Genomic DNA, 24764 nt, shown 5'->3' with positions numbered 1-24764 from the left:
GAATGACCAAGTGGACGATTTCCGCACTGGCGCTGTCCCTGGGGCTCGCGGGCTGCGTGAACCTGGCCCCCGAGCACCAGCGGCCGGCCGCACCGGTGGCCCCGCAATGGCCCGCGCTGCAGGGGGCCGAAGTCCCCGGCGCGCAGGCCGCGACCCAGCTGCAATGGCAGCGCTTCTTCAATGATGCGCGGCTCGCCGCGCTGATCGAACTGGCGCTGAAGAACAACCGCGACCTGCGCGTCGCGCTGCTCAATGTCGACGTCGCCCGCGCCCAGGCGGGCGTCGCGGCCGCGAACCGCTGGCCCACGGTCGGCGTGGGCCTGAACGGCACGCGCCAGCCCGACAGCAGCGGCGAGCAGAAGACCACCTACCAGGCCGGCCTGCAGGTGACCGCCTACGAGCTGGACCTGTTCGGCAAGCTGCGCAACACCAGCGATGCGGCCGTGGCACGCACGCTGGCCAGCGTCGAAGGGGCCCGCGCGGCGCGCATCAGCCTGATCGCCGCGGTCGCCAGCAGCTACCTGGCCTGGCAGGCGGACGAGGAGTTGGTGCAGCTGGCGCAGCGCACCACCGCGACGCGCGACGACGCGCTGAAGCTGATGCAGCTGAAGTTCGACAACGGCGCCGCCTCCAGCCTGGACCTTGCCAGCGCGCAGTCCTCGCTGGAAACCGCGCGCGCCGCGCTGGCCCAGGCCCAGCGCGCCCGCGCGCAGGACCTGAACGCGCTGGTCCTGCTGGTCGGCCAGGCGCTGCCGCAGGACCTGCCGCCGGGCCAGCCGCTGACGGCGCAGCAGCTCGCGCCGGTGCTGGCCGGGCTGCCGTCCGAGGTGCTGGTGCAGCGCCCCGATGTGCTGCAGGCGGAGCAGCAGCTGGTTGCCGCCGCGGCCAACATCGGGGCCGCGCGTGCCGCCTTCTTCCCCAGCATCACGCTGACCACCAACTTCGGCAGCGCGAGCTCCGAGCTGTCCGAGCTGTTCAAGAAGACGGCCTGGAGCGTGGTGGGGCAGGCGCTCATGCCCATCTTCGACGCCGGGCGCAACCGCGCCAACCTGGACGCGGCCAAGGCCCAGCGCGAGATCGCGGTGGCGCAGTACGAGAAGACGGTGCAGACCGCCTTCCGCGAGGTGGCCGACGCGCTGGCCGGCCGCGCCACGCTGGACGAGCAGCTGCGCGCCCAGCAAGCCCAGGCCGACGCCGAGACGCGCCGCCTGTCGCTGGTGGACCTGCGCTTCCGCAATGGCGCGGCGTCGTCGCTGGACCTGCTGGACGCCCAGCGCGCCAGCTTCGCGGCCGAGCAGGCGGCGCTGCAGGTGCGCCTGGCCCAGCTGCAGAATCAGGTGCAGCTGTACAAGGTGCTGGGCGGCGGTCTGGACAAGACCTGACCCTCCCCGGGCGGCGCGAGCCGTCCCCACCAACGAGAAGGGCGCCCGTGGAGGGCGCCCTTTTTTCTTCATGCGCCGCGCTGCGATCCCGCGGGCGGCGCGCGCCGGGCTCAGGTCAGCAGCGTGCGGATCGCGTCGATCAGCACCTGGGGCCTGGACTGGCCGTTGTACACCGGCGGCGGGGTCTTGCCGAGCTTGAGCAGTTGGTAGACCGCGGTCTGCGCCGCGCGCACCGAGTATTCGACGGTGAACACCACGTCCTCGGGCAGTTCGCAGAACTGGCTGATGAAGGCGAAGTTGGTCGAGCCGGCCGGGACCACCGCGGGCCGGTCGCCGGCCTCGCGCAGCAGGAACTGCGAGGTGATGTAGGGCAGCTTGACCGGCACGCAGCTGCAGCCGGCCAGCACCTGGGCCTCATGCTCGCGCAGGCGCAGATGGCCCAGCAGCTCCTGCAGGATCTCGGCGCCGCTGCACTCGCCCATGGGCTTGGCGACGAAGTTGCCGGGCCGGTTGGGGAAGAGCCCGTAGCCCCAGAACACCTGAACGTCCTCCGGCTGGTTGCGGAAGTGCGGCTGCTTGGCGATCACGAAGCTCATCAGCCAGTTGGAGTCGCACAGCGTCACCAGCGCCCCGGTGCCCGGCGTGTTGCCGCTGAACTCCTCGATCAGGCGCAGCAGCAGCGGGTCGCGGCAGGTCACGGTGAAGGACTCCCAGAAGGACTCGTCCACGTGGTCGCAGAAGGCCGAGGGGTTGCCGAAGTCGCGCCGGTTGCGCGCGATCTTCTCCCACAGCAGCCATTCCGCCGTCTTGGCCACCGACAGCGGCGGCGCCTCGGTGTGGCTGCCCAGCGTGGCGGCGGCCGTCATCGAGCCGTTGGTCATGAAGACCAGGTCGCCCGCCTGCAGCTCCACGGTGCGCGGTCCGCCGCTTTCCAGCAGGTACAGGCGCTGCGCCGTGACCTCCTCGCGGCCAGGCTTGAACGCGATGTCCAGCACCGTGCACTGGTTGCGGAACTGCACGCCGCGACCGCGCAGCCAGGTCTCGATCGGCAGGATCACCGAGTCGTACTGGTTGTAGGGCGAGCGGTCCACGCCGGCCAGCGTGTGGATGCGCGGGAACTCATGCACGAAGCGGTGCAGGTAGCGCTTGAACTCCACCGCGCTGTGCCAGGGCTGGAAGGCGAACATCGTCGCCCACATCAGCCAGAACTTGGTCTGGAAGAACTCGGGCTGGAAGCACTCGTCGATGCGCTTGCGGCCCAGCGTGGACTCGTCGACGCCGGCGATGTGGATCAGGTCCAGGCGGTCGCGCGCCGAGAAGCCCATGCGCTCCACGTCGGGCACGATGGCGCCGCCGCGCACCAGGCGTGCCTGCGCGTGGGTCTTGTTCTGCTCGTTGAAGTCCTGGAACTCCTGCAGCACCGTGCGTGCCGGGTCGGTCAGCGAGGGGATGAAGCCCAGCAACTCGTAGGTGCACAGATAGCTGAAGTTGAACATGCGGCCGCCACGGATCACGTAGCCGTCCTGCGCATTGCCGCTGCCGTCCATCGCGCCGCCGTTGATCTCGCCGGCCTCGAGGATCTGGATGTCCTCGCCGCGCCAGCCGCCGTCGCGGATCAGGTGGGCGGCCGCCGTCAGCGACGCGATGCCGCCGCCGATCAGATATGCCTTGCTCATGGGCACTCCCTGTTTGTTGAATGAAACCCTGAATTTCGCATCGTCGGCCGTGGGCGGGGGCGCGGTCTTGCTTCAGCGCAAGTTTGGTGTCAGCGAATCGCACACGGCGTTCGACGCGCGCGCATTCGCACCGGGACCGTGCGGGGCGCCGGGTTCTTGCTCTCGTCACGGCGCTGAGGCATGCTCCCGCCTCCTTTTCATGCCAGGGGTCCCGTGAACGCTTTGCTGTCCTGCGCGCTGGGCCTGTGCCTGGCGCTGGCCCTGTCGACCGGTGCCGATGCGGCGCCGGACGAGGAGCGCCTGGGCCGCGACCAGGGCTACCCGGTGGGCACGGCCGCAAATTGGTTCGTCGACGAACGGGTTCGGGTGGGCTCGTTCAGCCATCTGGACGGGATCTCCGGCATCCTGGGCGGGCAGGTGCGCTGGCTGAGGCCGGGCCGGCGTGTGCTGGCGCTGCAGCGCGCGCCGCAGCCGCCGGACTATCGCTGGACCTCGGCCCAGGGGCAGGCGCTGGATGTCGATGCCTATCTCGAGCGCCAGCGCGTCACCGGCTTGCTGATCCTGAAGGACCGCGAGATCCTGCTCGAGCGCTACCAGTACCAGCGCGGCCCGGAGCACCGCTTCGTCGCCCATTCCATGGCCAAGTCGCTGGTATCGCTGGCCGTGGGCCTGGCGCTGTTCGAGGGGCGCATCGCCTCGCTGGATGACGAGGCGCAGCGCTATGTGCCGGCGCTGGCGGACAGCGTCTACGGCCAGACCCGGCTGCGCAACCTGCTGCGCATGGCCTCCGGCCTGGGCTTTCGCGAACGCTATGACGGCCATGACGACCTGGCGCGCTTCGCGGCGCGGGTGCGGGCCGTCGGCCAGGTGGCGGCCTTGAAGGAGCTGGGGCCGCGCGATGTGGCGCAGGGCGAGCGCTTCCAGTACGCCAGCGCCGAGACCAGCGTGCTGGCTGCCGTGCTGCAGGGCGCGACCGGCCAGGGCCTGGCGCACTACCTGGCCCTGCATCTGTGGCAGCCCATGGGGGCCGAGGACGAGGCCAGCTGGCTCACCGACCGCGAGGGACTGGAGTTGGGCGGCGGCAGCTTCAGCGCCACGCTGCGCGACTATGGCCGGCTGGGCCTGCTGCTGGCCCACGACGGCCGCCGGCCCGACACCGGCGAGGCGGTGCTGCCGGAGCTCTACGTCAACGCGGCGACGCGCTGGCAGCACCATCCGGCACCCTTTCAGCCCGGGCGTGCCCACCCCTTCTGGGGCTATGGCTACCACTTCTGGATCTTCCCCGGCGCGACGCGCCGCTTCGCGCTGCTGGGCGTGTTCGGTCAGCTCATCTTTGTCGACCCGCAGCTGCGTCTGGTGATGGTGCAGACCGCGGTGGATCGCCTGCCGCAATGGGGCCAGACGACGCTGTCCGACGACGCGCTGGCGCTGTGGCGCGCCGTGCTGGAGCGGCACGGCGGACACTGGTAGCGCCGCGAGCCGCGCGGCAGCCGGCATACTGGCCGTCTTTGCGTGCAGGAGAGGGCGGCGATGCGGATCGAGATCGAAAAAGGCGTGCGGCTGTTCGTCGACGTCGAGGGGCCGGGCCTGGTGCCCGACGGGCCGCGCATGCGCGAAAAGCCCACGCTGATCTGCATGCATGGCGGGCCGGGCTTCGACCACAGCGCCTTCAAGCCGCTGTTCGGCCGCTTCGCCGACATCGCGCAGGTCGTCTACTACGACCATCGCGGCCACGGCCGCAGCGACGAGCGCCCCAGCGCCGAGTGGACCCTGGACACCTGGGCCGACGACATCGTGCGGCTGTGCGACGCACTGGGCATCGTCAAGCCCATCGTGCTGGGCCAGAGCTTCGGCGGCTTCGTCGCGCAACGCTATATCGCGCGCCATCCCGCGCATGCGGCCAAGGTGGTGTTGTCCAGCACCTCGCACCACATGGGGCTGTCGCGCAAGCTGGCGATGTTCGAGCGCCTGGGCGGCCCGGATGCGCGCGCGGCGGCCGAGGACTTCTGGGCGCGTCCCTCCGCGCAGACCTGGGCGCGCTACTGGGTGCAGTGCCGCCACCTCTACAACACGCGGCCGCCGCAGGACCCGCAGGCCGGCGAGCGCACCCTGCTGCGTGAAGACATCCTGCTGCATTTCGTCGCCCACGAGAAGCAAGACCTGCAGCTGCTGCCCGGGCTGGCGCGGGCGCAATGCCCGGTGCTGGTGCTGGCCGGCGAGGAGGATCCGGTCTGCCCGGTGGACGACGCGCGCGAGATCGCCGCGGCCATTCCCGAGCCCTGGCGCCACCTGACGGTGCTGCCCGGTGCCGGGCATGGCGTGTGGCGCGACCGTCCGGTCGAAGGGCTGGCGCTGCTGCGCGACTTCATCCTGCGCTGAGCAAGCGCGCCAGCCGGCCGGCGCGCGATCAGGCCGAGACCAGGGCCTTCAGTTCGCGCTCCAGCAGCCCCTGTTCGCCGAGGTTCACCTCGATCAGCCGGCGCAGGTGGGTGACGCTTTCGATGTCGATCGCACGACACAGCACACCGGCACGGTGGTCTTGCGCGAAGGCGATCTCCGCCGCCATCGTGACCCGCACGCCCTCGGCCAGGCGCACCTCCAGCAGGCAGGGCTGGCCGCCTTGCACCTGGTCGGCCGCCGGCAGCTGCAGCAGCGCGCCCTTCAGCGACAGGTCCAGCACATGGACCTGGATGCGGTCGTCGGTGGTGGTCAGCGTCGCCGGCGTGTTGAAGGCGACACGGGCGAAGTGGCGACGTTCGGCGCTCATGGGCGGCTCCTCAACCGGTCAGGTCGGCGTAGATGGTGCTGCGCTCGATGGCGTCCTGCAGCCGCGGCGGGCCCAGGGATTCGAGCCCGGTGCTTTCGAGCGTGTACCAGGCGGCGCGCAGCAGCGCGGCGGTGTTCTGGCGCACCGCGGTGGTGTCGGGCGCACTGCTGCCGGACAGGCTCATCGCCGACTGCAGCTGGCGGTTGCGCGCATGCCCGGCCACCTCCACCGGGGCGGGTTCATAGTGGGGCAGGTTGGCCATCATGGCTTCGAGTTCCTCGTCGGCCGCCGATTGCGCGAGGCGCGCCACCTCGCCCAGCAGGCGTTCGCCCGCGGTCGCCAGCAGCAGGGCCGAGTGGTCGGCACCGCCCGCCAGATACAGCGCCGCAGCCATGTCGATGTACTCGAGGCCTCGCGCCAGCCTGGACAAATCACCGCTCACCGTCGGATCTCCTTGTTGTCGCCCGCAAGCGCGCAGGCCCTGGTGCGCACCGGCCGCCGCGCGGCCGCCCCCTCCATCGGAACCTCGTGCGCCGTTCCGTCCTGGGTGCGTCTTGTTGCTTCTTGTGTCCGGAAGCCGAAGCATAGCCGGTCGCGGGGCGCTGCGGGCGATGGCGCAGGGCCCGTGGGCAGGGGAAGCGCCGCCGGGCCGCGTTCGCGTACAGCCCGGTACATCGTTTGCACCATGACGGCCGCAGGCGCGCTAGCCTATGGGTTTCCGACAACACCACAAGGAGCCGACCATGCCTGAGATTTCTCCCGACGATCTGCAGCGCCGCGACTACCTGGGCCGACTCGGCCGGATGACGGCGGCGGGCTTGCTGCTCCCAGGCCTGCCGGCGCTGGCCGCCGAGAGCCAGGACGACAGCACCTATGACCAGGATTCCATCCTGAAGGCCGCCACCGATTTCTTCGGCCAGACCACCGAGGGTCTGGCCAAGGTGATCGAGAAGGCCTTCAAGGAGCAGGGCCGGCCCAATGCCTACATCAAGGGCGAGGAGGCCGGCGCCGCGCTCACCGTGGGGCTGCGCTACGGTGACGGGCAGCTGATCATGAAGAGCGGCGTCACCGCGCCGGTCTACTGGGCCGGCCCGTCGATCGGCTTCGACGCCGGCGCCAATGCGTCCAAGGTCTTCACGCTGGTCTACCACCTGCCCAAGGCCTCGGCCATCTACCAGCGCTTCCCGGGCGTGGACGGCAGCCTGTACTACGTGGGCGGCGCGGGCATCAACTACCAGCGTCTGAAGGGCATCACGCTGGCGCCCATCCGCCTGGGCGTGGGCCTGCGTGCCGGGGCCAGCGTGGGCTATCTGCACTACCGGCGCGAGAAGTCGCTGAACCCGTTCTGAGGCCCGGTCCCGCCCTCGCCTGGAGGGGCGGGGCGCAACTAGGGAATGTCCCAGGACTGACCCTGGGCAAAGAAAGGCGCGGTGCCGCTGGCAAGTGTGCGCTCACAAGAGCGAAGCGGACCGCGCGCCGGCCGTGGGCTCTGCGGCCGCTCAAGTCGGCGGTAAAACCCGGGCGATAACATGGCCGCAGGCTTTGTGGCGCGAAGGTCCGGGTGGATCTTCGCGCCTCGCATTTGTTCCGGAGAAACGCATGACCCCCGCCTCGTCCACCGATCATTCCCCCGCGTCCGGCCCGGTCGCGCTGCACAACAGCGCCGAGACCCTGCCGGCGCAGGACATCAGCGCCGAGGTGCTGCTGGAGAAGTACGCCAAGGGCAACGAGCAGACCCTGCAGCAGGTCCGCGGCCGCATCGCCCGCGCGCTGGCCGAGGCCGAATCGCCGGAGGCCCGCGAGCACTGGGCCCAGCGCTTCCTCGAAGCGCAGGAGCGCGGCTTCGTGCCGGCCGGGCGCATCGCGTCGGCGGCGGGCACCGAGTTGCACGCCACGCTGATCAACTGCTTCGTGCAGCCGGTTGGCGATTCCATCGCCACGCCGGAGGACGGCGTCCCCGGCATCTACACCGCGCTGACCGAGGCCGCCGAAACCATGCGCCGCGGCGGCGGCGTGGGCTACGACTTCTCGCGCATCCGGCCCAAAGGCGCGTGGGTGGGCTCCACCCAGTCCCATGCCTCCGGCCCGGTCAGCTACATGCGCGTGTTCGACCGCAGCTGCGAGACCGTCGAATCCGCCGGCAGCCGGCGCGGCGCGCAGATGGGCGTGCTGCGTTGCGACCATCCGGACATCGAGGAGTTCATCCACGCCAAGGACCAGGGCGACCTGAGCAACTTCAACATCTCGGTGGGCGTGACCGACGCCTTCATGCAGGCCGTCGAGGACGACGCGCAGATCGAGCTGGTGCACAAGGCCGAACCGGGCACCAAGCTGCGCGCCGCCGGGGCCTACCAGCGCGGCGACGGGCTGTGGGTCTATCGCCGCCTGCGCGCGCGCAGCCTGTGGGACCAGATCATGCGCTCCACCTACGACCACGCCGAGCCCGGCGTGCTCTTCCTGGACCGCATCAACAACGACAACAACCTGCACTACTGCGAGACCATCTCGGCGACCAACCCCTGCGCCGAACAGCCGCTGCCGCCCTATGGCTGCTGCTGCCTGGGCTCGATCAACCTGAGCCTGTTCGTGCGCGACCCCTTCGTGGCGCGCGCCAGCTTCGACGAGCAGGGTTTCGCCGAGGTCTGCAAGACCGCGGTGCGCATGCTGGACAACGTGCTGGAGATCACCCCCTGGCCCCTGCCCGCGCAGGCCCAGGAAGCGGCCAACAAGCGCCGCGTGGGGCTGGGCTTCACCGGCCTGGGCGACACCCTGGTGATGCTGAACCTGCGCTACGACAGCGAGGCGGCGCGCCAGATGGCGCGGCGCATCAGCGAGATCATGCGCGACGCCGCCTACGAGGCGAGCAGCGACCTGGCGCTGGAGCGCGGCGCCTTCCCGCTGTTCAACGCCGACCTCTATCTGTCCGGCGGCAATTTCGCGTCGCGCCTGCCGGCCTGGCTGAAGGACAAGATCCGCGGCCAGGGCCTGCGCAACTCGCATCTGCTGTCCATCGCGCCCACCGGCACCATCAGCCTGGCCTTCGCCGACAACGCCAGCAACGGCATCGAGCCGGCCTTCTCGTGGAGCTACACGCGCAAGAAGCGCATGGCCGATGGCAGCACCAAGGAGTACGCGGTCGAGGACCACGCCTGGCGCTTGTACCGCCACATGTTCGGCCCCGACGCGCCGCTGACCGAGGCCTTCGTCACCGCGCTGGAGCTGCAGGCGGCCGACCACGAGGCCATGGTGGCGGCGGTGGCGCCCTGCGTCGATACCTCCATCTCCAAGACCGTCAACGTGCCGGCGGACTATCCCTATGACGACTTCCAGGACCTCTACCTGCTGGCCTGGAAGAGCGGGCTCAAGGGCCTGGCCACCTACCGGCCCAACAGCGTGTTGGGTTCGGTGCTGTCGGTCGCGCCCGAGGTCCAGCCCCAGCCGCTGAAGGCCGAGCAGTCTGGTGGCCAGGGCGGCAACGAACGCCTGCGCCTGGACCGCCTGCCCAAGCCGGTGCTGGCCTCGCTGCGCTGGCCCAGCCGGCCCGAGCTGCCCGCGGGCAACCCGGCCTGGAGCACCATGATCCGCTACCCGCATGGCGACTTCGCGCTCTTCGTGGGCGAACTGCCGGCCGAGGGCCCCGACGCCGGGCTGTTCGGCCGCACCTTGCCGTTCGAGGTGTGGGTCAACGGCGCGGAGCAGCCGCGCGGCCTGTCGGCGCTGGCCAAGACCCTGTCGCTGGACATGCGCAGCAACGATGCCGCCTGGCTCAAGCTCAAGCTGGACGCGCTGGCCACCGTGGCCGAGGAGCGCAGCTTCGAGATGCCCATGCCGCCCAACGGCGAGCCGCGCCTCTTCCCCGGCGTGGTGGCCGCCACGGCGGCCGCGATCCGCTGGCGCTGCGAACAGCTGGGCGCGTTGCAGGAGGGCGGCGCGACGCCGGTGCTGGATGCCGTCTTCGCGCTCGAAGAACCGCGCACCGGCACCCAGGGCACGCTGGCCTGGGCGGTGGACGTGGACAACCCGGCCAGCGGCGAGCAATTCACGCTGACGCTCAAGGAGGTCAGCCTGCCCATGCCGGGCGGCGAAGGCCGGGTCACGCGGCCCTGCGCGATGGGCTTCTCGGGCAACTATCCCAAGGCGCTGGACGGGTTGGCGCGCCTGCTGTCGCTGGACATGCGCGTGCTCGATCCGGGCTGGATCGGCATGAAGCTGCGCAAGCTGCTCAACGTCGGCGAACCGCTGGGCCACTTCATGGCCCCGGTGCCCAGTCTGACCGGCGAACGCCGCCAGCAGATCTGGCCCTCCACCGTGGCCTATGTGGCGCGCCTGATCATCCACCGCTACGCGATGCTGGGCGTGCTGGACGAGCAGGGCTACCCGCTGGTCGACATGGGCCTGCTGCAGTCGCCCACCCAGGGCCGCGACGCCGGCGCCGCGCGCGTCAACCAGCTCCAGCCCCAAGGCGGCAAGCCGTGCCCCGAGTGCGGCAACGCCACGCTGATCCACAAGGACGGCTGCGAGTTCTGCACCAGCTGCGGGTTTGTGGGGCAGTGCGGTTGAGCAAGAGGTCCCGGCCAGCGCCGGGGCCATCACGCCGCCGGCTTCCTATAATCCGGTGCCATTGAATCGCTGATCCGAGGTGTCGTCCCATGCGCCATTGATGCCGCCGTCGCAATGACGGCCGTCTGCAGTACCCCCAAACGGCTTTTGGGGGGCTCTTGGCATCTTTGGAATCACGCATGGCGAATGCCTTTCTCACGCTGGATGGCGTGTCCTATGTTCTGCCGGACGGCAGGACGCTGTTCTCCTCGCTGAACGAGAGCTTTGACCTGCGCCGCACCGGCCTGGTCGGGCGCAATGGCGTGGGCAAATCCGTGCTGTCGCGCATTCTGGCCGGCCAGCTGCAGCCCTCCAGCGGACGCTGCCTGCGTTCCGGGCGGGTCCACTACCTCGCGCAGCAGGCCGGGCCCCGGCCCGGTGCCACGGTGGCAGCGCTGGCCGGCGTTCAGCCCACGATCGAGGCGCTGGCGCGCATCGAGGGCGGCAGTGCGGCCGTGGCCGATTTCGAGGCGGTGGGGGAGCGTTGGGACATCCGGCAGCGGCTTGAGCATGCGCTGCAGGACCAGGGGCTGGCGCATTTGGCGCCGGACACGCCGGCGCAGCGGCTCAGCGGCGGTGAAGCCATGCGGGTCGCGCTGGTCGGCGCGCTGCTGTCGGAGGCCGGCTTTCTGATCCTGGACGAGCCGAGCAACCATCTGGACCGGCCCGGCCGGCGGGCTCTGGTCGATCTGCTGCGCGCCTGGCCACGCGGCCTGCTGGTGGTCAGCCACGACCGCGATCTGCTGCAGGGCCTGGAGCGCATCGTGGAGCTGTCGCCTCAGGGTTTGCGCAGCTATGGCGGCAACTACTCGTTCTATGCGCATAGCAAGGCCCAGGCCCAGCAGAGCGCGCAGGCGCAGCTGCAGCAGTGCAAGCTCGAACGGCGGCAGCACGAAGACGCGCTGCGCGAGCAGCGCGAGCGCTGCTCGCGCAGGCAGGCGCGCGGCGATCGGCAGGGCAAGCAGGCCAACCAGGCCAAGATCCTTTTGGGCCGCCAGAAGGAGCGCAGCGAAGCCTCGGCCGGCCGGCTGCGCCTGGTGCAGGCCCAGCTGCAGCAGCAGCATGCCCAGCGCGTGCGCGACGCGGCCCAGCAGGTGGAAGACGCCATGCCCATCGTGCTGCATGCGCTGCCGCCGCCAGCGGCCATGCCCCATCGCTGTGTGGAGCTGGACGCGGTGGCACTGCCCTGGGTGGCGGCGCCCACCCGACACATCAGCCTCAGCCTGGGCGGCGCGCAGCGCGTGGGCGTGCTCGGGCCCAATGGCTGCGGCAAGTCCACCTTGCTCCAGCTGCTGGCGGGCCGGATGGCGCCGCTGGCCGGGACCTGCCGGATCACGCCGGCGCGGGTCTATCTGGACCAGCAGCTGACGCAGCTGTCCGCCACCTCGTCCGCGTTCGAACAATTGCGGGCGGTCCATCGCACGGCCAGCGACGGCGAGCTGCGCATGCGGCTCGCGCAGCTGGGCCTGGATGCGCGCAAGGCCATGGTGCCCGCCGGAGCGCTGAGCGGCGGCGAGCGCCTCAAGGCCGCGCTGGCCTGCGTGCTCTATGCGCAGGTGCCGCCCCAGCTGCTCCTGCTCGACGAGCCCAGCAACCACCTGGACCTGCCCTCGCTGGAGGCGCTGGAGACCCTGCTGTGCCACTACCGCGGCACCCTGGTCGTCGTGTCGCACGACGAGAGCTTTCTGCACCGGCTGGCCCTCACCGACGCCCTGGTCGCCTCCGAGCAGGGCTGGGCGCTGCAGGCCTGGCACAGCCGGTGACGGGCAGGCCCGGACGCATCGCGGAAACGGTGGCGTTCCCCGCCGTCAGTGATCCAAGCGCGGTTCTCCGGCGTACAAGCATGCGTAGGCCGGTCGGGCGCGGGGCTTGCCGCGGTGCCGTCGGCCGTGTGTTATGCCGCATTCCCCATCCGTCTCACCATGTCTGATCGCCGCGCCGCCTTCCTCCCGGGCTCCGCCCTTGGCCGCCTCCTGCGGCGCCCCCATCGGGCCTGTGCCCGGCTGGTGGTGACGGGCTGCTGCGCGCTCGCCGGTCTGCCCGCCGCGGCCGTCGAAGCGCCGGACTTGCCCACGGTGGCGTCCGTCGATCTGGGGCGCTATGCCGGCACCTGGTATGAGATCGCCTCGTTGCCGAATCGCTTCCAGAAGCAGTGCGTCGCCGACACCCAGGCGCACTACCGTCAGGACGACGGCGTGGTCCGGGTCACCAACCGCTGCCGCATCGCCGATGGCCGTGTCGATCAGGCCCGGGGTCGCGCCAAGGTGGTGCCCGGCAGCGGCAATGCCAAGCTGCGCGTGAGCTTCTTTTGGCCGTTCTATGGCGACTACTGGATCCTGGCGCTGGACCCCGCCTACAGCGAGGTGTTGGTTGGAGCGCCGGACCGTCGCTACGCCTGGGTGCTGGCGCGCCGGCCCGATCTTCCCGAACCGCGGCTGCAGGCCTTGCTGCAGAAAGCTCAGTCGCTGGGCTTCGACGCGCAGGCCTTCCGCCGCACGCCGCAGACACAGCCGCTGACCCCGCTCGACGGGGCCCCGGCGAGTCCGGACGCGGCATCGGGTCAGAGTGAATGAGCGGTCCCCCCATGCCGATGGCCGTGGCTGACGCTCCGGCCACCGGGGCCGCAAGGCTTCTCTGCCGGCCGATGATCGAAGCCCAGCAGCGCAAAGACATGCCGACCCATCTGGATGGCGCCATAGCCTTGCAGGGTGTAGACCTCCAGGCTGTTGAGCCGCAAGCTCCGAGTCACCCCGTTGTCGCGAGGCCATGACTTCAGCCTGCGCTTCGCAGCGTCCACGGCCGCGCCGGTGCGGCGACTCTGTTCTGCGGCCGGCAAAGAAACGGCCCGGCTTGAGGCCGGGCCGTGGGTCATTGATCCATGATCAACGACGCTGGCCGCCTTCCTCGCGGTTGGTGCCCTCGTTGCGCTCGTTGCGCTGACCACCCTCGTTGCGCTGGCCGCCCTCGTTTCGGTTCGCGCCTTCGTTGCGATTCGAAGCTTCCTCGCGCTGGCCGCCTTGCTGGTTGCGCTGGGTTTCTTCCTGGGCCTGTTGCTCGTTGCGTTGGCCTTCGTTGCGGTTTTGCTGGGTCATGGTGAACTCCTAAGAATTGATCGGCACCTGCCGACGACCGGTCAAGGCAAATCCGGTGCCATCGAGGCCCGCGTCAGCGGTCGCTCGGGGGCGGTCCATCGGCCGATGTCCGCTGCCGCGCGCTTGCCGCAAGGCTTGCTGCTTCGACGAATTTGAAGTGGCCGCCGGGCACGCCGGGTGTGAACGATCCGCGGCAATGCGTGGGGGGAGCGGCCCGGTACCTGTCCCTCGACGGTCCGGAACGCCCGTTGCCTGAGCCGGGCGCCGGGCGGCATTCCGCCCTTCACATCAAGGAGCAGGCCCATGGGACTCAACATCCGAGACAACCGAGGCGTGGCGCTGGACCGCCAGCGCTTCACCTGGCGCGACATGGTCCAGAAGCCGATCAGCAAGCTCGACGACGACGCCTACTCGCGTGTCCACATCATCTTGCTGAATGGTCTGGAGCTGGAGGCGCTGAACTTCTCGCATGCCTGCGCACGCATGAACCTGGACTTGCAGCCGGTGCTGGCGCAGCTGCGCCGCGTCGAGCAGCACCAGGCGACGACGGTGAACTGGCTGATCGGCGCGGACCACTCGCCGCTGGAGACCACCATCGCCTACGAGCAGGTGGCCATCGACGTGACGGCCGGCGTCGCCTTGCGCGAGCCCGATGCCGGCCTAGCCCAGGTCTATCGCTTCGGCCTGCTGGAGGACTTCGATCACATGTACCGCTACTCGGCGCTGCTGGACCGGCTGGAGGGCAAGGACGCCAACAACATCCTGCAGAGCTACACCGACATCCTGCCGGGCCGTCCCACCGTGGTGGAGCATCGCGACCCGCTGGACGACCTGCGTCAGTCCTATGACCGCCGCGCCGCGCAGCCACTGTCCAAGCTGCATGCGCTGACCATCATGGCGGCCGAGCAGCAGACCCACAACTACTACATGAACGTCGGCCCGCTGTTCAGCGACCCGATGGCGCGGCTGCTCTATGCCGAGATCGCCTCCATCGAGGAGCAGCACACAACGCAGTACGAATGCCTGATGGATCCCGATGAGACCTGGCTGGAGAAATGGGTGCTGCACGAGGCCGCCGAGGTCTACAACTATCACGGCTGCGCGCAGCAGGAAAGCAACCCGCGCCTAAGGGCGCTGTGGGAGCGCTTCCTCGATTACGAGCTGGGCCAGCTGCACCTGGCCATCGAGCATTTCCAGCGTCTGGACGGCCGCGACGTGGCCGAGATCCTGCCCGACGAACTGCCCGACCCCATCCCCATCGAATCGCAGCGCGAGTTCGTGCGCCAGGTGCTGGCCGACGAGGTCGATCTGCGTGCCGACGGCAGCCGCTTCGTCGACAAGGCGCAGGAGCCAAGGCGATCCATCGACTATCGCGAGCAACTCAACGCCGAGGGCTCGCCCACCGAGCAGGTCGCCGACGGCTACCGCTGGCGCCCCGGCACCGAACTCAAGCGCGCCGCTTGAGCAGCATCGAAAGGAATCACCATGGAAGCAAGAACCGAACTGGGCCACAACCGGACCGGCATCCAGATGTCGCCGGTGCATACGGCCGAGATGCTGTCGGGCGCCAATGCCATCGCCGATGCGATCGCGCCGAACGCGATCGACGCGGGGGCGCTGGCCGCCGAGTCCCGCGCGGGCCTCGCCGACGCCCAGCTGCGCCGTCGCTATGCCCGCGAGGCCGACAAGCTGGGCTCGGTGCCTCTGCCCGGGACCCTGTCGGGCCTGGCTCACACGGGGGCCGACTTGTTGACCGGCCGCCGTCCGCAGGTGCTGATGGACAAGCTGGGCGAACGCCTGGCCTTTGAGCGCGGTGGCGTGCGGCTGTATGACGGCTTGCTGGCGAAGTGCCAGGCCGATGGCGGCGATCTGTCGGCCGAGGACGTCGCGGCGATCCGGCGCTTTCGCGACGAGGAGGCCCAGCACTTCGCCCTGGTGGTCCAGGCCATCGAGTCGCTGGGCGGCGACCCGACGGCGCAGACCCCCTGCGCCGACCTGGTAGGCGTGGAAAGCCAGGGCCTGGTGCAGGCGCTCAACGATCCGCGCAGCTCCGTGCTGCAGGCGCTGCATGTGGTGCTGGACGCCGAGCTGCTCGACAACGCGGGCTGGGAGCTGCTCGTCCAGCTGGCGCGGGCCGCGGGCCATGACGCGATCGCCGATCGCTTCGCCATCGCCGTGCAGCAGGAGGCCGAGCACCTGCAGACGCTCCAGGCGCTGGTGGCGCGGCTGACGCTGGCCGACGCCGGCGCTACGTGCGCTCCCTGAGCATGCCCTTGAGCCAGCGGCAGAACTCGCGCGCGCTCTGTGCATGGGCGCTGTGGGTGTTCACATAGGCCACGTAGCGGGCACCGGAGTCGACGCACAGTTCGCTGGCCGGCACCAGGCTGCCGTCGCGCAACTGGTCGCGCACCACCAGCCGCGGGACGACCAGGAAGCCGGTGCCCGCGATGGCGGCGGTCACCGCAAGGAAAAGATGGTCGTAGGTGGCGACCACGTGCAGGCTGTCGGGTGCCATGTCGGCGGCGACGGCCCAGGTGGCCATCGCGTCCGGCCGCGAGCGGGCCGCCACCATGGGCCACTGGCTCTTCGCGCGGGCGCCGTGCTGGGCCAGCAGCGCCGGTGTGGCCACGCAGATCAGTTCCTCGCGGGTCAGCTCCCAGCTCTCGGCGCCGGGCAGGCTGAGGTCCCGGCTGATGAGCACGTCGAAGTCGTCCGCGGGCTGGGGCGCCGACAGCGAGGTGATCAGGTCGATCTGGACCCCATGGCGCGCCGTATAGCCGCCCAGCGCGGGCACCACCACCGTCATCGCGAAGCTGGGCATGGAGGTGCGCACCTTCAGCCGGTCATGCGTGTGTCCGCGCTGGGCCAACAGCTGCATGGTCAGCTCCAGCGTGGCCATCGCGTCCTTGACCGCCTCGAAGAGCTGCAGGCCGGACGGCGTGAACTCGATGGACGAGCCGCGGCGGACGAAGAGTCGGGTGTTGGCAAAGGCCTCCAGCGCCGCGACGTGGCGGCTGACGGCGCCCTGGGTCACGCCCAGGGCCTCCGCGGCTCGCGTGAAATTCCCCTGCCGACCCGCCGCGACGAAGGCGCGCAGGGCGACCAGCGGCATGCCGGCCGGGGTGCTATGAGTTGAACTCATGGGTTTGGTGGGCTCCGGAATACTGTCATGAATCCACAATCAAGCACAACCAGTCGCTGGATAGCATGAAAACTCGTTGGGTTTGCTGATTCGACGAGGTGCGATTCTATGTCCCGCAATCTGGTGAAGATATGTGCTTTACTCATTCTCGCCGCAGCCGCCGGCCGCGCTGCGCAGGCCGGCGAGCTGGTCCTGTACTCGTCGAACAATGTCGAGACGGTGAACCGCGTGATCGACCAATTCAGCAAGGAGAACCCTGACATCAAGGTCTCCGTGGTCCGCGCCGGCACCGGCGCGCTGATGCAGCGCATCAAGGCCGAGGCGGCCAATCCGCTGGGTGATCTCTTCTGGTCCGGCGGACTGGCGACGCTGGGCGAGTTCCGCGAGTTCCTCGAGCCCTACCGCTCGCCGCAGGCCGCGGCGGTGCCCGCGGCCTACCGCGAGCCGAGCGGGCTGTGGCTGGGCACGAACACCCATGTGGCGGTGCTGATGGCCAATCTGCGCCAGACGCCCGGCGGCCAGCCACCCAAGGGCTGGGCGGACCTCGCCGACCCCAAGTGGAAGGGCAAGATCGTGATCCCCGACCCCGAGCGGGGCAGTGCTTCCTATGCGGCGCTGTATGGGCTGCAAAAGCTGCTGGGCAGCGAGATGCTGGCCAAGGTGGCGCGCAATGCGGTGATCGTGGGCAGCACCTCGGCCGCCTACGAAGGCGTGGCCAAGGGCGAGTTCGCCGTCGCGGTGACGATGGAGTACGCCGCCTACGAATACGTGGCCGGCGGGCTGAAGGAAATCCGCCTGGTCTATCCCGCCGAGGGCACCTTCCTGTCTCCGGAGGGCATGGCGCTGATCAAGGGCGGCAAACATCCGCAGGAAGCGCGCCGGCTCTACGAGTTCCTGGCCGCGCGCAAGACGCAGATCGAGATCTTCAAGAGCGCCTACCGGCGCCCGCTGCGCGGCGACATCGACGCCGCGCGGCTGGCCGATCTGCCGTCGCTGTCGGCGATCAAGGTGGTGGCGCTGGACGAGGCGCGGATGGGTGCGGAGCGCGCCGCCTTCCTCGCCCAGTGGCGCCAGCTGCTGGGCGGCCGCTGAGCGCGGGCCGGGTGTCGCGGAGCGCGCAGATGCAGGTGTCGTTCGAATCCATCGTGCAGAGTTATGGCGGGCAGGCCTTGTTCGAGCAGCTGGACCTGAGCATTCCCAGCGGCAGCTTCTTCACCCTGCTGGGCCCGTCGGGCTGCGGCAAGACCACGCTGCTGCGCATGCTGGCCGGCTTCGTGCGGCCGACGGCCGGCCGCATCTGCTTCGGCGCGGAGGACGTGACGGCGGTGCCCGCGCACCGGCGCGGCGTGGGGATGGTCTTCCAGGATTACGCGCTCTTCCCGGACCGCTCCATCGTGGCCAACGTCGCCTACGGGCTGGAGGCGCGCGGCGTGGCGCGCGCCGCGGCGCGGACCCAGGCGCTGGCGATGCTGGACCATGTGGGCCTGCAGGCGCTGGCGGGTCGCGCGCCGGCCGAGCTGTCGGGCGGGCAGCGCCAGCGCGTGGCGATGGCGCGCGCGCTGGTCATCCAGCCCCGGCTGCTGCTGTTGGACGAACCCTTGTCGGCGCTGGACGTCAAGCTTCGCGTCGAGCTGCGCGGCCTGATCCGCGACCTGCAGAAGGAGGCGGGCCTCACCACGGTGTTCGTCACGCACGACCAGGAGGAGGCCCTGGTCATGTCCGACCAGATCGCGGTGATGGACCGCGGCCGCATCGTCCAGGTGGGCACGCCGCAGGAGGTCTATGCCCGCCCCGCGACCGCCTTTGCCGCGGACTTCGTCGGCAGTGCCAACCTCATTCGCATCGACGCGCTGCTGTCCAGCGACGCCGGCCTGTGCCGCGTGCGGACGCCGGCCGGCGTGCTGCTGGCCCGCGGTGAGGCTCCGCTCGCGCCGGGCGCGCTGCTGGCGCTGCGCAGCGAGGAGCTGGCGTTCGCGCCCGCGGACGAGGCCGGCGAGGGGCGGATCTGCGGCGTGGTGCAGCGCGTCGAATTCCGTGGCAGCGTCACCGGCTACTTCGTCGCGACGGCCGCGGGCCTGATCCGCGTGGACCTGCGCAGCGAGGCGGGGGCGCCGTCGCCGGCCCGCGGCGACGCGGTGGTGTTGGCGCCGCGCGGCCCGGCGCGCATCGTGCGGGCCTCGTGATGCGGGCGGCCCTGCGACACGATCCTGCCTGGCAGGTGCTGGGCCTGGTGGCTTTGGGACTGCTGGGCATTTTCCTGGTCTGGCCGCTGGCCGGCATGCTGGGCAAGTCCTTCGTCAATGCCGACGGGAGCCTGGGCCTGGACGGCTACCGCCGCTTCTTCGGCGACGCCAGCTACCGCGCGGTGCTGTTCAACACGCTGTGGCTGGGTGCCGCGGTCACGCTGAGCGCCATGCTGCTGGGCGGCGGCCTGGCGCTGGTCGTGGCCCGCTTCCGCTTTCCAGGCGCCGGGCTGGTGGCCCTGCTGCCGCTGCTCACGCTGGTGATCCCCGACGTGGTGGTGGCCGCCGCCTGGCTTCTCGTGCTGGGCAAACAGGGGCTGGTGAACCTGTGGCTGGCGCCGCTGGGCGTCGAGCTGCCCTCGCTCTACTCGTGGTGGGGGCTCATCTTCGTGATGACGCTGAACAACTATGTGTATGCCTTCGTTGCGGTGCTGGCCGGGCTGAAGTCCATGGACCGCCATCTGGAGGAGGCGGCGCTTGGCCTGGGCCGGCCGCCGGGCCGGGTGCTGCTGGGCGTCACGCTGCCGCTGTTGCTGCCCTCGCTGCTGGCGGGCGCGCTGATGGTCTTCACCCATGTGATCGGCAGCTTCGGCGTGCCCGCGGTGCTGGGGGCGCGCACGCCGGTGCTGGCGGTCAAGGCCTACAACGAATTCGTCAGCGAGATGGGCGGCAACCCGCAGATGCAGACCACCATGGCCTCGCTGCTCGTGCTGCTGGGGGTGGCGCTGCTGCTGCTGCAGAAGCGCTGCGTGCAAGGGCGGCGCTTCCAGATGGAGGCGGGGCGCAGCCCCGCGCCCGTGCCCATACGCGGCGCGCCGGCCGCGCTGGCCAGTGGCGCGGTGCTGGGCGTCGTCGCGCTGTCGCTGCTGCCGGCGCTGGTGGTGCTGGTCACCGCGTTCACGCCCTCCGTCGGGCCGGTGCTGCGCTATGGCGACTTCACCTGGGCCCATCTGCAGGTCGCGCTGGTCCGCGCGCCGGAGCCGCTGTACAACTCGCTCTTCCTCGCCTCCGTCGCGACGGCGGTGGGGCTGCTGTTCTCGGTCGCGCTGGCCTACCTGATCGTCAAGAAGCCCTCGCTGCTGACGCAGGCGCTGGATCTGGCGGTGATGCTGCCGCTGACCATTGCCGGCACCGTGCTGGGCATCGCGCTGGTCAATGCGTTCAACAGCGGCTGGCTGGTGCTGACCGGCAGCTGGACGGTGATGGCCCTGGCCTACGTGCTGCGGCGCATGCCCGCCAGCGTGCGGGCCGCCGCCGGGCCCTTGCACAACTTGAAGGACGCCATCGAGGAGGCCTCGGTGAGCCTGGGCGTGGCGCCGCTGCGCAGCTTCTTCAAGGTGGTGCTGCCGGTGATCGCGCCGTCGGTGCTGGCGGCCGGCGTGCTGATGTGGGTCACCACGCTGTCGGAGCTGTCGGCCACCGTGGTGCTGTATTTCGGCGGCATGAACACCATGCCGATCGAAATCTTCCAGCAGATCGACAGCGGCCGCCTGGCGCTGGCCTGCGCCTACAGCCTGGTGCTGCTGGCGACCATCTTCGTGCCGCTGCTGATCGCCCGATGGATTTTCAAGTTGAGGGTAGGGACTGTCGAATGAGTGAACACCAGGGTATGCATCCGTTCTTCGCCGAGCGCGTGCTGGGGGCCAGGCCCTCGGCGACCAAGGAGATGACGCGGCTGGCCAACCAGCTGCAGCGCGAGGGGCGCAGCATCGTCGCGCTGAGCCAGGGCGAGCCCGACTTCGAGACGCCGGCGCACATCCGCCAGGCCGCGAAGGCGGCGATCGACCGCCACGAATCGCGCTACACCGAGGTGGCCGGGACGCTGGCGCTGCGCGAGGCCGTCGCGCGCAAGTTCGAGCGCGACAACGGCCTGCGCTTCAGTCCCGATCAGATCCAGGTCGGCGGCGGGGCCAAGCAAATCCTCTACAACGCGCTGCAGGCCACGCTGAACGTGGGCGACGAGGTGGTGCTGCCGGTGCCCGCCTGGGTGTCTTATCCCGAGATGGTGCGCCTGGCGGGTGGCACGCCCGTGCTGCTGCGCTGCGGCGCGGCGGCCGGATTCAAGCTCACGCCGCAGCAGCTGGACGAGGCCATCACGCCGCGCACCAAGTGGCTGATGCTCAACTCGCCCGCCAATCCCAGTGGCGCGGTGTACTCGGCGCGTGAGCTGGCCGCGCTGGCCGAGGTGCTGCTACGCCATCCTCAGGTCTGGGTGATGGCCGACGATGTCTACGAGAAGATCCGCTACGACGACGCGCCCTTCGCCACGCCGGCCGCCTTGGCGCCGGAGATCGCCGCGCGCACCCTGACGATCAACGGCGTGTCCAAGGCCTATGCGATGACGGGCTGGCGCATTGGGTTCGGCGCCGGGCCGCTGGCGCTGATCCAGGCGATGAATCTGGTGCAGTCGCAGTCGACCTCGCATGCCTGCTCGATCAGCCAGGCCGCCGCGATCGCCGCGCTGGACGGTCCGATGGACTTCCTACCCGGCTTCGTCACCGCCTTCCGCCGCCGCCGCGACCGGGTGGTCGAGGGGTTGAACCGGATCGAGGGCCTGCGCTGCGACCTGCCGCCCGGCGCCTTCTACGCCTTCCCGGGCTGTCAGGGTCTGCTGGGGCGCCGCGACGGGGCCGGCCGCCTGCTTGCCACCGACGCCGACCTGGCGCTGTACTTGCTGCGCGAGGCCGGCGTGGCCCTGGTGCCGGGGTCGGCGTTCGAACTGCCCGGCCATCTGCGCCTGTCTTACGCGGCGTCGGATGAGTCGCTGGACGAAGCGCTGCGGCGCATTGCCCAGGCCTGCGCGCAGCTGCGCTGAAGGCTCCACGCGAGCCGCGCCCGACGGAGCCGCAAGGCCTGGCGCGGTCTCACCCCTTCTTGCGCACCCAGCTGGCTACCAGGCTGATCACGGCCAGGATCAGGAAGCCATAAAACAAGAGTTGGGCGATGCCCGCCGCGCTGGCGGCAATGCCACCGAAGCCGAAGACGGCGGCCAGCAATGCGATGACGAAAAAGACCACGGCGTAGTGCAGCATGGAACGCTCCTTTTCAGACGGGCGAGGCCATGACGGCCACGGCTCCAATATAGGTCCGCGTCCACGAGGTCGGGGCCGGCCGGCACCGCAAGAACCGGTAGGACGGCTCCGACAGCGGTCCGCGGCGGTGTCCGTGTAGGACCTGTCCTACGCGCGCAGGCAGCCCTCGCCGACGCCGCCGCGCGAGCGCTTGCGGCACAGTGGGCTCACCGTCCAGCGGTGCAAGCGAACGACGAGGCTGCCATGTCCTATCTTTCCGACACTGTCCCCTCCGCCCATCCCGAGGCTGCAATGCCTCCGCTCAGCCTGTGGCAGCGCTGGACCGCGCGCGCACGGCGGCATGGCTTGCAGGACGAGGCGCTGGGCCTGGAATCGGCGCTGCCCTGGCTACTGGCCGAAACGCCGCTGCCCGAAGCGCTGCCAGTGAGCCCGCCTCCGGGCAAGGCCTGACCCCGCGCCGCGGCGCCGGCGCGGCGGCCCCGCGGGTTCATTCCTACTGGATGAGCCCGTTCTTCAGCGCGTAATAGGTCAGGTCGCTGTTGGTTTCCAGCTTGAGCTTTTCCATCACGCGGCTGCGGTAGGTGCTGACGGTCTTCACGCTGAGGAACATGGCCTTGGCCATGTCGCCCACCGTTTCGCCGCGCGCCAAGCGGAGGAAGACCTGCAATTCGCGGTCCGACAGCGCTTCGTGCGCGGGGCGGTCCGAACTGGCGCCGGCCAGATCGTCGGCCAGCAGCTCGGCCAGCGCCGGGCTCACATAGCGCCGGCCGCGCGCCACCGTGCGTATCGCCGCGGCGATCTCGTCGGGGTCGCATTCCTTGTTCAGATAGCCGCTGGCGCCCTGGCGCATCAGGCTGGTCGCATAGGTCGCTTCGGGAAAGCCGCTGAGGATGAGCACCGGCAGCGCCGGGAAGCGCGCCTTGATCGCGGCCAGCGCGTCCACGCCGCTCTGGTCGGGCATGGAGATGTCCATCAGCAGCACGTCCACCTCGCCACCCCGCGCCAGCTCCAGCGCCTCGCGTCCGTTCGCGGCTTCGCCGGCGACGCGCATGTCCACGTTCTCGCTGAGCAACTGGCGCAGGCCGGTGCGCACGATGGCGTGGTCGTCGACGATGCCGATGCGAATCATGGGCGGGGGCCGGGCGTTCATGCCGGCTGCAATGGAACACCTGGCGAGCCTAACAGCAGGGGCCGGCCGGACCCGTCGGACAAGTCCTACACGGGCGCAGGGTGTGTCGGCCATGTCCGACATGCGCTCGGCGTGCCGGCCGATGTCGGCGCGGTTCGCCGCGGTTCAAAGTTAGCTCCATGGACGGCCTCGGATGTTCCGTCCTTGGCTTCCCCGGGGAGGCGCCGGACCGCGGTCCGGCGGTGCCGGGGGTGTTTCAAAGCATGAAAGGAAAGTCGAGATGCATACGCGTTTCCGTACCCCGATCTCCCGTCCCGCCCTGGTGGCCGTGCTGGCCCTGCTGGGCGGTCTGGTGGCCTGCAGCCCCGACGAAGGCCAGACCCCGGGCCAGAAGCTGGACGAAGGCATGGCCTCGGCCAAGCGCTCCGGCGAGGTTGCCAAGAAGGAAAGCGAGCAGGCCCTGCACAAGGCCGAGCAAGGCATGGAAGACGCGGCGCACAAAGCCTCCGCGGCGGTGAGCGACGCCACGATCACGACCAAGGTCAACGCCGCGCTGATGGCGGATGACCAACTGAAGGCGCGAAAGATCGATGTCGATACCAGCGAGGGCCGCGTCGTGCTCAATGGCACCGCGCCCGATGCCGCGGCCGTGCAGCGCGCCACCACGCTGGCCCAGGCCGTCGACGGTGTGCGCTCTGTCGAGAACCGCCTGACCGTCAGCAAGGGCTGAGGCCCGCCCCCCGTTTCATCAACCGAAGGAGAGTGAACGATGCATACCCCCAAGACCCCCGCCCTGTTGTCGACCCTGGTCGTGGCCCTGGCTTCGCTGAGCGCGGCCCCGGTGATGGCCGCCAATCCGCAGGAACCCCAGCCGCAGCAGCCGCAGGCCCAGCAGGGCGCCGCCGCGGTCGATGACGCGACGCTGGCCACCCTGCTGAAGACCAAGATCGCCGCCGACCCCACGGTCAGCGCGATGGCGATCAATGTCGAGATCAGCCAGGGCGTGGTGCAGCTCAATGGCGTGGCCAAGAACGCCGAGGAGCGCACCCGCGTCGAGCAGCTGGCGCGCTCGGTCTCCGGCGTCAAGGACGTGCGCAACAACATCGAAGTGCGCGGCTGACCTTTTTCTCCCCACGGGGGTCTTCCCCCGGTTGGGGCGCCCAGGTGGGGCGCCCCTTTTTTTGCCTTTCTCCGTGCAAAGGCCTGCCGTCCTACACCGTCGCGGGGCCTTTGCTGGGATCATTGCCGCCACCCCGGGCGCATCGCGCCGGGGCGACCTTCAGACCCCGCACCGCCATGCCCACGCTCAGAGCATTCATCATTGAAGACAATCCAGTGATTCTTGAGAGCCTGGTGGGGGCGCTGGAAGAAATGAGCCATGTGCGGGTGGTCGGCCATGCGAGCGACGAGGTCTCGGCGGTGAACTGGATGCGCATGCATCCGATCGGCGAGGCGGACCTGTTCATCGTCGATGTGTTCCTGCTCTCCGGCACCGGCCTGGGGGTGCTGCGCGCCGCGCGTGAGCTGGGCATGCCGGCCCATTGCGTGGTGCTGACCAATTACGCCACCGAGGACATGCGCCAGCGTTGCCTGGCGCTGGGGGCGGAGCGGGTGTTCGACAAGAGCTACCAGCTCGACGATCTGCTGAGCTTCTGCGCCGAACTGGGCGGCTCGGACACGCGGCCCGCGGCGCTCTGAGGCC

General features: G+C 70.0%; 23 protein-coding genes and 1 pseudogene. 17 read left to right on the top strand and 7 right to left on the bottom strand.

Annotated features, from left to right (window positions below; all coding sequences use genetic code 11):
- Positions 1 to 2 precede the first annotated feature (2 nt).
- Complete coding sequence (locus LZ017_RS14695; protein ID WP_241397628.1) at positions 3 to 1382, top strand: efflux transporter outer membrane subunit; 1380 nt, start codon at positions 3 to 5, stop codon at positions 1380 to 1382.
- Positions 1383 to 1492: 110 nt separating this feature from the next.
- Here LZ017_RS14695 and LZ017_RS14690 read toward each other — a convergent pair.
- A pseudogene (locus LZ017_RS14690) lies at positions 1493 to 3067 on the bottom strand (oleate hydratase); the annotation flags it as partial.
- A 204-nt stretch (positions 3068 to 3271) separates the two neighbouring features.
- Between LZ017_RS14690 and LZ017_RS14685 the strand changes: the two are divergent.
- The gene (locus tag LZ017_RS14685) at positions 3272 to 4528 is read left to right on the top strand and encodes a serine hydrolase (protein WP_241397626.1); all 1257 of its coding nucleotides are present in this window, start codon (positions 3272 to 3274) and stop codon (positions 4526 to 4528) included.
- A gap of 60 nt (positions 4529 to 4588) precedes the next feature.
- Positions 4589 to 5437: an alpha/beta fold hydrolase gene (locus tag LZ017_RS14680; protein WP_241397625.1), complete on the top strand. Its 849-nt coding sequence runs from the start codon at positions 4589 to 4591 to the stop codon at positions 5435 to 5437.
- Between the two features lie 28 nt (positions 5438 to 5465).
- Here LZ017_RS14680 and LZ017_RS14675 read toward each other — a convergent pair whose 3' ends face one another.
- A complete protein-coding gene (locus LZ017_RS14675) occupies positions 5466 to 5825 on the bottom strand; it encodes a PilZ domain-containing protein (protein WP_241397624.1) in 360 nt (119 codons plus the stop codon).
- A gap of 10 nt (positions 5826 to 5835) precedes the next feature.
- The gene (locus LZ017_RS14670) at positions 5836 to 6219 is read right to left on the bottom strand and encodes a hypothetical protein (RefSeq protein ID WP_241397623.1); all 384 of its coding nucleotides are present in this window, start codon (positions 6217 to 6219) and stop codon (positions 5836 to 5838) included.
- A gap of 349 nt (positions 6220 to 6568) precedes the next feature.
- Here LZ017_RS14670 and LZ017_RS14665 point away from each other — a divergent pair, with 349 nt between their 5' ends.
- From LZ017_RS14665 to LZ017_RS14650, 4 genes are all read left to right on the top strand, one after another.
- Positions 6569 to 7174, top strand: a complete 606-nt coding sequence (locus LZ017_RS14665) for a DUF1134 domain-containing protein (RefSeq protein ID WP_241397622.1) — start codon at positions 6569 to 6571, stop codon at positions 7172 to 7174.
- A gap of 250 nt (positions 7175 to 7424) precedes the next feature.
- Positions 7425 to 10385 carry an adenosylcobalamin-dependent ribonucleoside-diphosphate reductase gene (locus LZ017_RS14660; protein ID WP_241397621.1) on the top strand — a complete coding sequence of 987 codons (2961 nt, stop codon included), beginning with the start codon at positions 7425 to 7427 and terminating at the stop codon, positions 10383 to 10385.
- 179 nt (positions 10386 to 10564) lie between these two features.
- Positions 10565 to 12187, top strand: coding sequence for an ABC-F family ATP-binding cassette domain-containing protein (locus tag LZ017_RS14655; protein ID WP_241397620.1), 1623 nt, complete (start codon positions 10565 to 10567; stop codon positions 12185 to 12187).
- A 312-nt stretch (positions 12188 to 12499) separates the two neighbouring features.
- Positions 12500 to 12997: a lipocalin family protein gene (locus LZ017_RS14650; protein WP_241397619.1), complete on the top strand. Its 498-nt coding sequence runs from the start codon at positions 12500 to 12502 to the stop codon at positions 12995 to 12997.
- A 309-nt stretch (positions 12998 to 13306) separates the two neighbouring features.
- Here the strand turns inward: LZ017_RS14650 and LZ017_RS14645 are convergent, their stop codons facing one another.
- Positions 13307 to 13516 (bottom strand): hypothetical protein, encoded by a 210-nt coding sequence (locus tag LZ017_RS14645; protein ID WP_241397618.1) that lies wholly within the window; start codon positions 13514 to 13516, stop codon positions 13307 to 13309.
- Positions 13517 to 13819: 303 nt separating this feature from the next.
- Between LZ017_RS14645 and LZ017_RS14640 the strand changes: the two genes are divergently transcribed.
- Together LZ017_RS14640 and LZ017_RS14635 are read left to right on the top strand one after the other, a co-directional pair.
- On the top strand, positions 13820 to 14980 hold the full coding sequence (locus LZ017_RS14640) for a hypothetical protein (RefSeq protein WP_241397617.1): 1161 nt from the start codon (positions 13820 to 13822) through the stop codon (positions 14978 to 14980).
- A 21-nt stretch (positions 14981 to 15001) separates the two neighbouring features.
- Positions 15002 to 15781 (top strand): ferritin-like domain-containing protein, encoded by a 780-nt coding sequence (locus tag LZ017_RS14635; protein ID WP_241397616.1) that lies wholly within the window; start codon positions 15002 to 15004, stop codon positions 15779 to 15781.
- Here LZ017_RS14635 and LZ017_RS14630 read toward each other — a convergent pair.
- Positions 15765 to 16658, bottom strand: coding sequence for a LysR family transcriptional regulator (locus LZ017_RS14630; RefSeq protein ID WP_241397615.1), 894 nt, complete (start codon positions 16656 to 16658; stop codon positions 15765 to 15767). The genes LZ017_RS14635 and LZ017_RS14630 overlap by 17 nt on opposite strands.
- Before the next feature lie 108 nt (positions 16659 to 16766).
- Here LZ017_RS14630 and LZ017_RS14625 point away from each other — a divergent pair, with 108 nt between their 5' ends.
- From LZ017_RS14625 to LZ017_RS14610, 4 genes are read left to right on the top strand one after another with little or no spacing between them, the layout of a single operon-like run.
- A complete protein-coding gene (locus tag LZ017_RS14625) occupies positions 16767 to 17750 on the top strand; it encodes an ABC transporter substrate-binding protein (RefSeq protein ID WP_241397614.1) in 984 nt (327 codons plus the stop codon).
- A gap of 29 nt (positions 17751 to 17779) precedes the next feature.
- Positions 17780 to 18841, top strand: coding sequence for an ABC transporter ATP-binding protein (locus LZ017_RS14620; protein WP_241397613.1), 1062 nt, complete (start codon positions 17780 to 17782; stop codon positions 18839 to 18841).
- The gene (locus tag LZ017_RS14615) at positions 18841 to 20496 is read left to right on the top strand and encodes an iron ABC transporter permease (RefSeq protein ID WP_241397612.1); all 1656 of its coding nucleotides are present in this window, start codon (positions 18841 to 18843) and stop codon (positions 20494 to 20496) included. The genes LZ017_RS14620 and LZ017_RS14615 overlap by 1 nt, the downstream gene beginning before the upstream one ends.
- Positions 20493 to 21716 (top strand): pyridoxal phosphate-dependent aminotransferase, encoded by a 1224-nt coding sequence (locus LZ017_RS14610; RefSeq protein WP_241397611.1) that lies wholly within the window; start codon positions 20493 to 20495, stop codon positions 21714 to 21716. Before LZ017_RS14615 ends, LZ017_RS14610 begins: the two co-directional genes overlap by 4 nt.
- 49 nt (positions 21717 to 21765) lie before the next feature.
- Here LZ017_RS14610 and LZ017_RS14605 read toward each other — a convergent pair whose 3' ends face one another.
- Entirely contained in the window at positions 21766 to 21933 is a 168-nt protein-coding gene (locus LZ017_RS14605; protein ID WP_241397609.1) for a DUF1328 domain-containing protein, read from the bottom strand.
- A gap of 291 nt (positions 21934 to 22224) precedes the next feature.
- Between LZ017_RS14605 and LZ017_RS14600 the strand changes: the two genes are divergently transcribed.
- Positions 22225 to 22383, top strand: a complete 159-nt coding sequence (locus LZ017_RS14600) for a hypothetical protein (RefSeq protein WP_241397607.1) — start codon at positions 22225 to 22227, stop codon at positions 22381 to 22383.
- Positions 22384 to 22426: 43 nt separating this feature from the next.
- Here LZ017_RS14600 and LZ017_RS14595 read toward each other — a convergent pair whose 3' ends face one another.
- Positions 22427 to 23062: a response regulator transcription factor gene (locus tag LZ017_RS14595; protein WP_241397731.1), complete on the bottom strand. Its 636-nt coding sequence runs from the start codon at positions 23060 to 23062 to the stop codon at positions 22427 to 22429.
- Positions 23063 to 23342: 280 nt separating this feature from the next.
- Between LZ017_RS14595 and LZ017_RS14590 the strand changes: the two genes are divergently transcribed.
- From LZ017_RS14590 to LZ017_RS14580, 3 genes are all read left to right on the top strand, one after another.
- Positions 23343 to 23792, top strand: coding sequence for a BON domain-containing protein (locus LZ017_RS14590; RefSeq protein WP_241397606.1), 450 nt, complete (start codon positions 23343 to 23345; stop codon positions 23790 to 23792).
- A 39-nt stretch (positions 23793 to 23831) separates the two neighbouring features.
- The gene (locus LZ017_RS14585; protein WP_241397605.1) at positions 23832 to 24182 is read left to right on the top strand and encodes a BON domain-containing protein; all 351 of its coding nucleotides are present in this window, start codon (positions 23832 to 23834) and stop codon (positions 24180 to 24182) included.
- Positions 24183 to 24358: 176 nt separating this feature from the next.
- On the top strand, positions 24359 to 24760 hold the full coding sequence (locus LZ017_RS14580) for a response regulator (protein ID WP_241397604.1): 402 nt from the start codon (positions 24359 to 24361) through the stop codon (positions 24758 to 24760).
- The last annotated feature ends 4 nt before the right edge of the window (positions 24761 to 24764 follow it).

It is taken from the genome of Pelomonas sp. CA6, assembly GCF_022549225.1.
In the GTDB taxonomy this organism is placed as follows: domain Bacteria; phylum Pseudomonadota; class Gammaproteobacteria; order Burkholderiales; family Burkholderiaceae_C; genus Roseateles.
The sequence above is the reverse complement of the archived record's forward strand: the minus strand, read 5'-3'. Positions and strand labels throughout refer to the sequence as shown.

Bases quoted from the DNA above. Each gene is read 5' to 3' on its own strand.
- LZ017_RS14595 (WP_241397731.1), bottom strand. From the start codon at position 23,062: ATGATTCGCATCGGCATCGTCGACGACCACGCCATCGTGCGCACCGGC.
- LZ017_RS14600 (WP_241397607.1), top strand. From the start codon at position 22,225: ATGCCTCCGCTCAGCCTGTGGCAGCGCTGGACCGCGCGCGCACGGCGG.
- LZ017_RS14580 (WP_241397604.1), top strand. From the start codon at position 24,359: ATGCCCACGCTCAGAGCATTCATCATTGAAGACAATCCAGTGATTCTT.
- LZ017_RS14620 (WP_241397613.1), top strand. From the start codon at position 17,780: ATGCAGGTGTCGTTCGAATCCATCGTGCAGAGTTATGGCGGGCAGGCC.
- LZ017_RS14670 (WP_241397623.1), bottom strand. From the start codon at position 6,219: ATGGCTGCGGCGCTGTATCTGGCGGGCGGTGCCGACCACTCGGCCCTG.
- LZ017_RS14585 (WP_241397605.1), top strand. From the start codon at position 23,832: ATGCATACCCCCAAGACCCCCGCCCTGTTGTCGACCCTGGTCGTGGCC.
- LZ017_RS14675 (WP_241397624.1), bottom strand. From the start codon at position 5,825: ATGAGCGCCGAACGTCGCCACTTCGCCCGTGTCGCCTTCAACACGCCG.
- LZ017_RS14615 (WP_241397612.1), top strand. From the start codon at position 18,841: ATGCGGGCGGCCCTGCGACACGATCCTGCCTGGCAGGTGCTGGGCCTG.
- LZ017_RS14625 (WP_241397614.1), top strand. From the start codon at position 16,767: ATGTCCCGCAATCTGGTGAAGATATGTGCTTTACTCATTCTCGCCGCA.
- LZ017_RS14610 (WP_241397611.1), top strand. From the start codon at position 20,493: ATGAGTGAACACCAGGGTATGCATCCGTTCTTCGCCGAGCGCGTGCTG.
- LZ017_RS14655 (WP_241397620.1), top strand. From the start codon at position 10,565: ATGGCGAATGCCTTTCTCACGCTGGATGGCGTGTCCTATGTTCTGCCG.
- LZ017_RS14590 (WP_241397606.1), top strand. From the start codon at position 23,343: ATGCATACGCGTTTCCGTACCCCGATCTCCCGTCCCGCCCTGGTGGCC.
- LZ017_RS14635 (WP_241397616.1), top strand. From the start codon at position 15,002: ATGGAAGCAAGAACCGAACTGGGCCACAACCGGACCGGCATCCAGATG.
- LZ017_RS14640 (WP_241397617.1), top strand. From the start codon at position 13,820: ATGGGACTCAACATCCGAGACAACCGAGGCGTGGCGCTGGACCGCCAG.
- LZ017_RS14695 (WP_241397628.1), top strand. From the start codon at position 3: ATGACCAAGTGGACGATTTCCGCACTGGCGCTGTCCCTGGGGCTCGCG.
- LZ017_RS14680 (WP_241397625.1), top strand. From the start codon at position 4,589: ATGCGGATCGAGATCGAAAAAGGCGTGCGGCTGTTCGTCGACGTCGAG.
- LZ017_RS14630 (WP_241397615.1), bottom strand. From the start codon at position 16,658: ATGAGTTCAACTCATAGCACCCCGGCCGGCATGCCGCTGGTCGCCCTG.
- LZ017_RS14660 (WP_241397621.1), top strand. From the start codon at position 7,425: ATGACCCCCGCCTCGTCCACCGATCATTCCCCCGCGTCCGGCCCGGTC.
- LZ017_RS14645 (WP_241397618.1), bottom strand. From the start codon at position 13,516: ATGACCCAGCAAAACCGCAACGAAGGCCAACGCAACGAGCAACAGGCC.
- LZ017_RS14605 (WP_241397609.1), bottom strand. From the start codon at position 21,933: ATGCTGCACTACGCCGTGGTCTTTTTCGTCATCGCATTGCTGGCCGCC.
- LZ017_RS14665 (WP_241397622.1), top strand. From the start codon at position 6,569: ATGCCTGAGATTTCTCCCGACGATCTGCAGCGCCGCGACTACCTGGGC.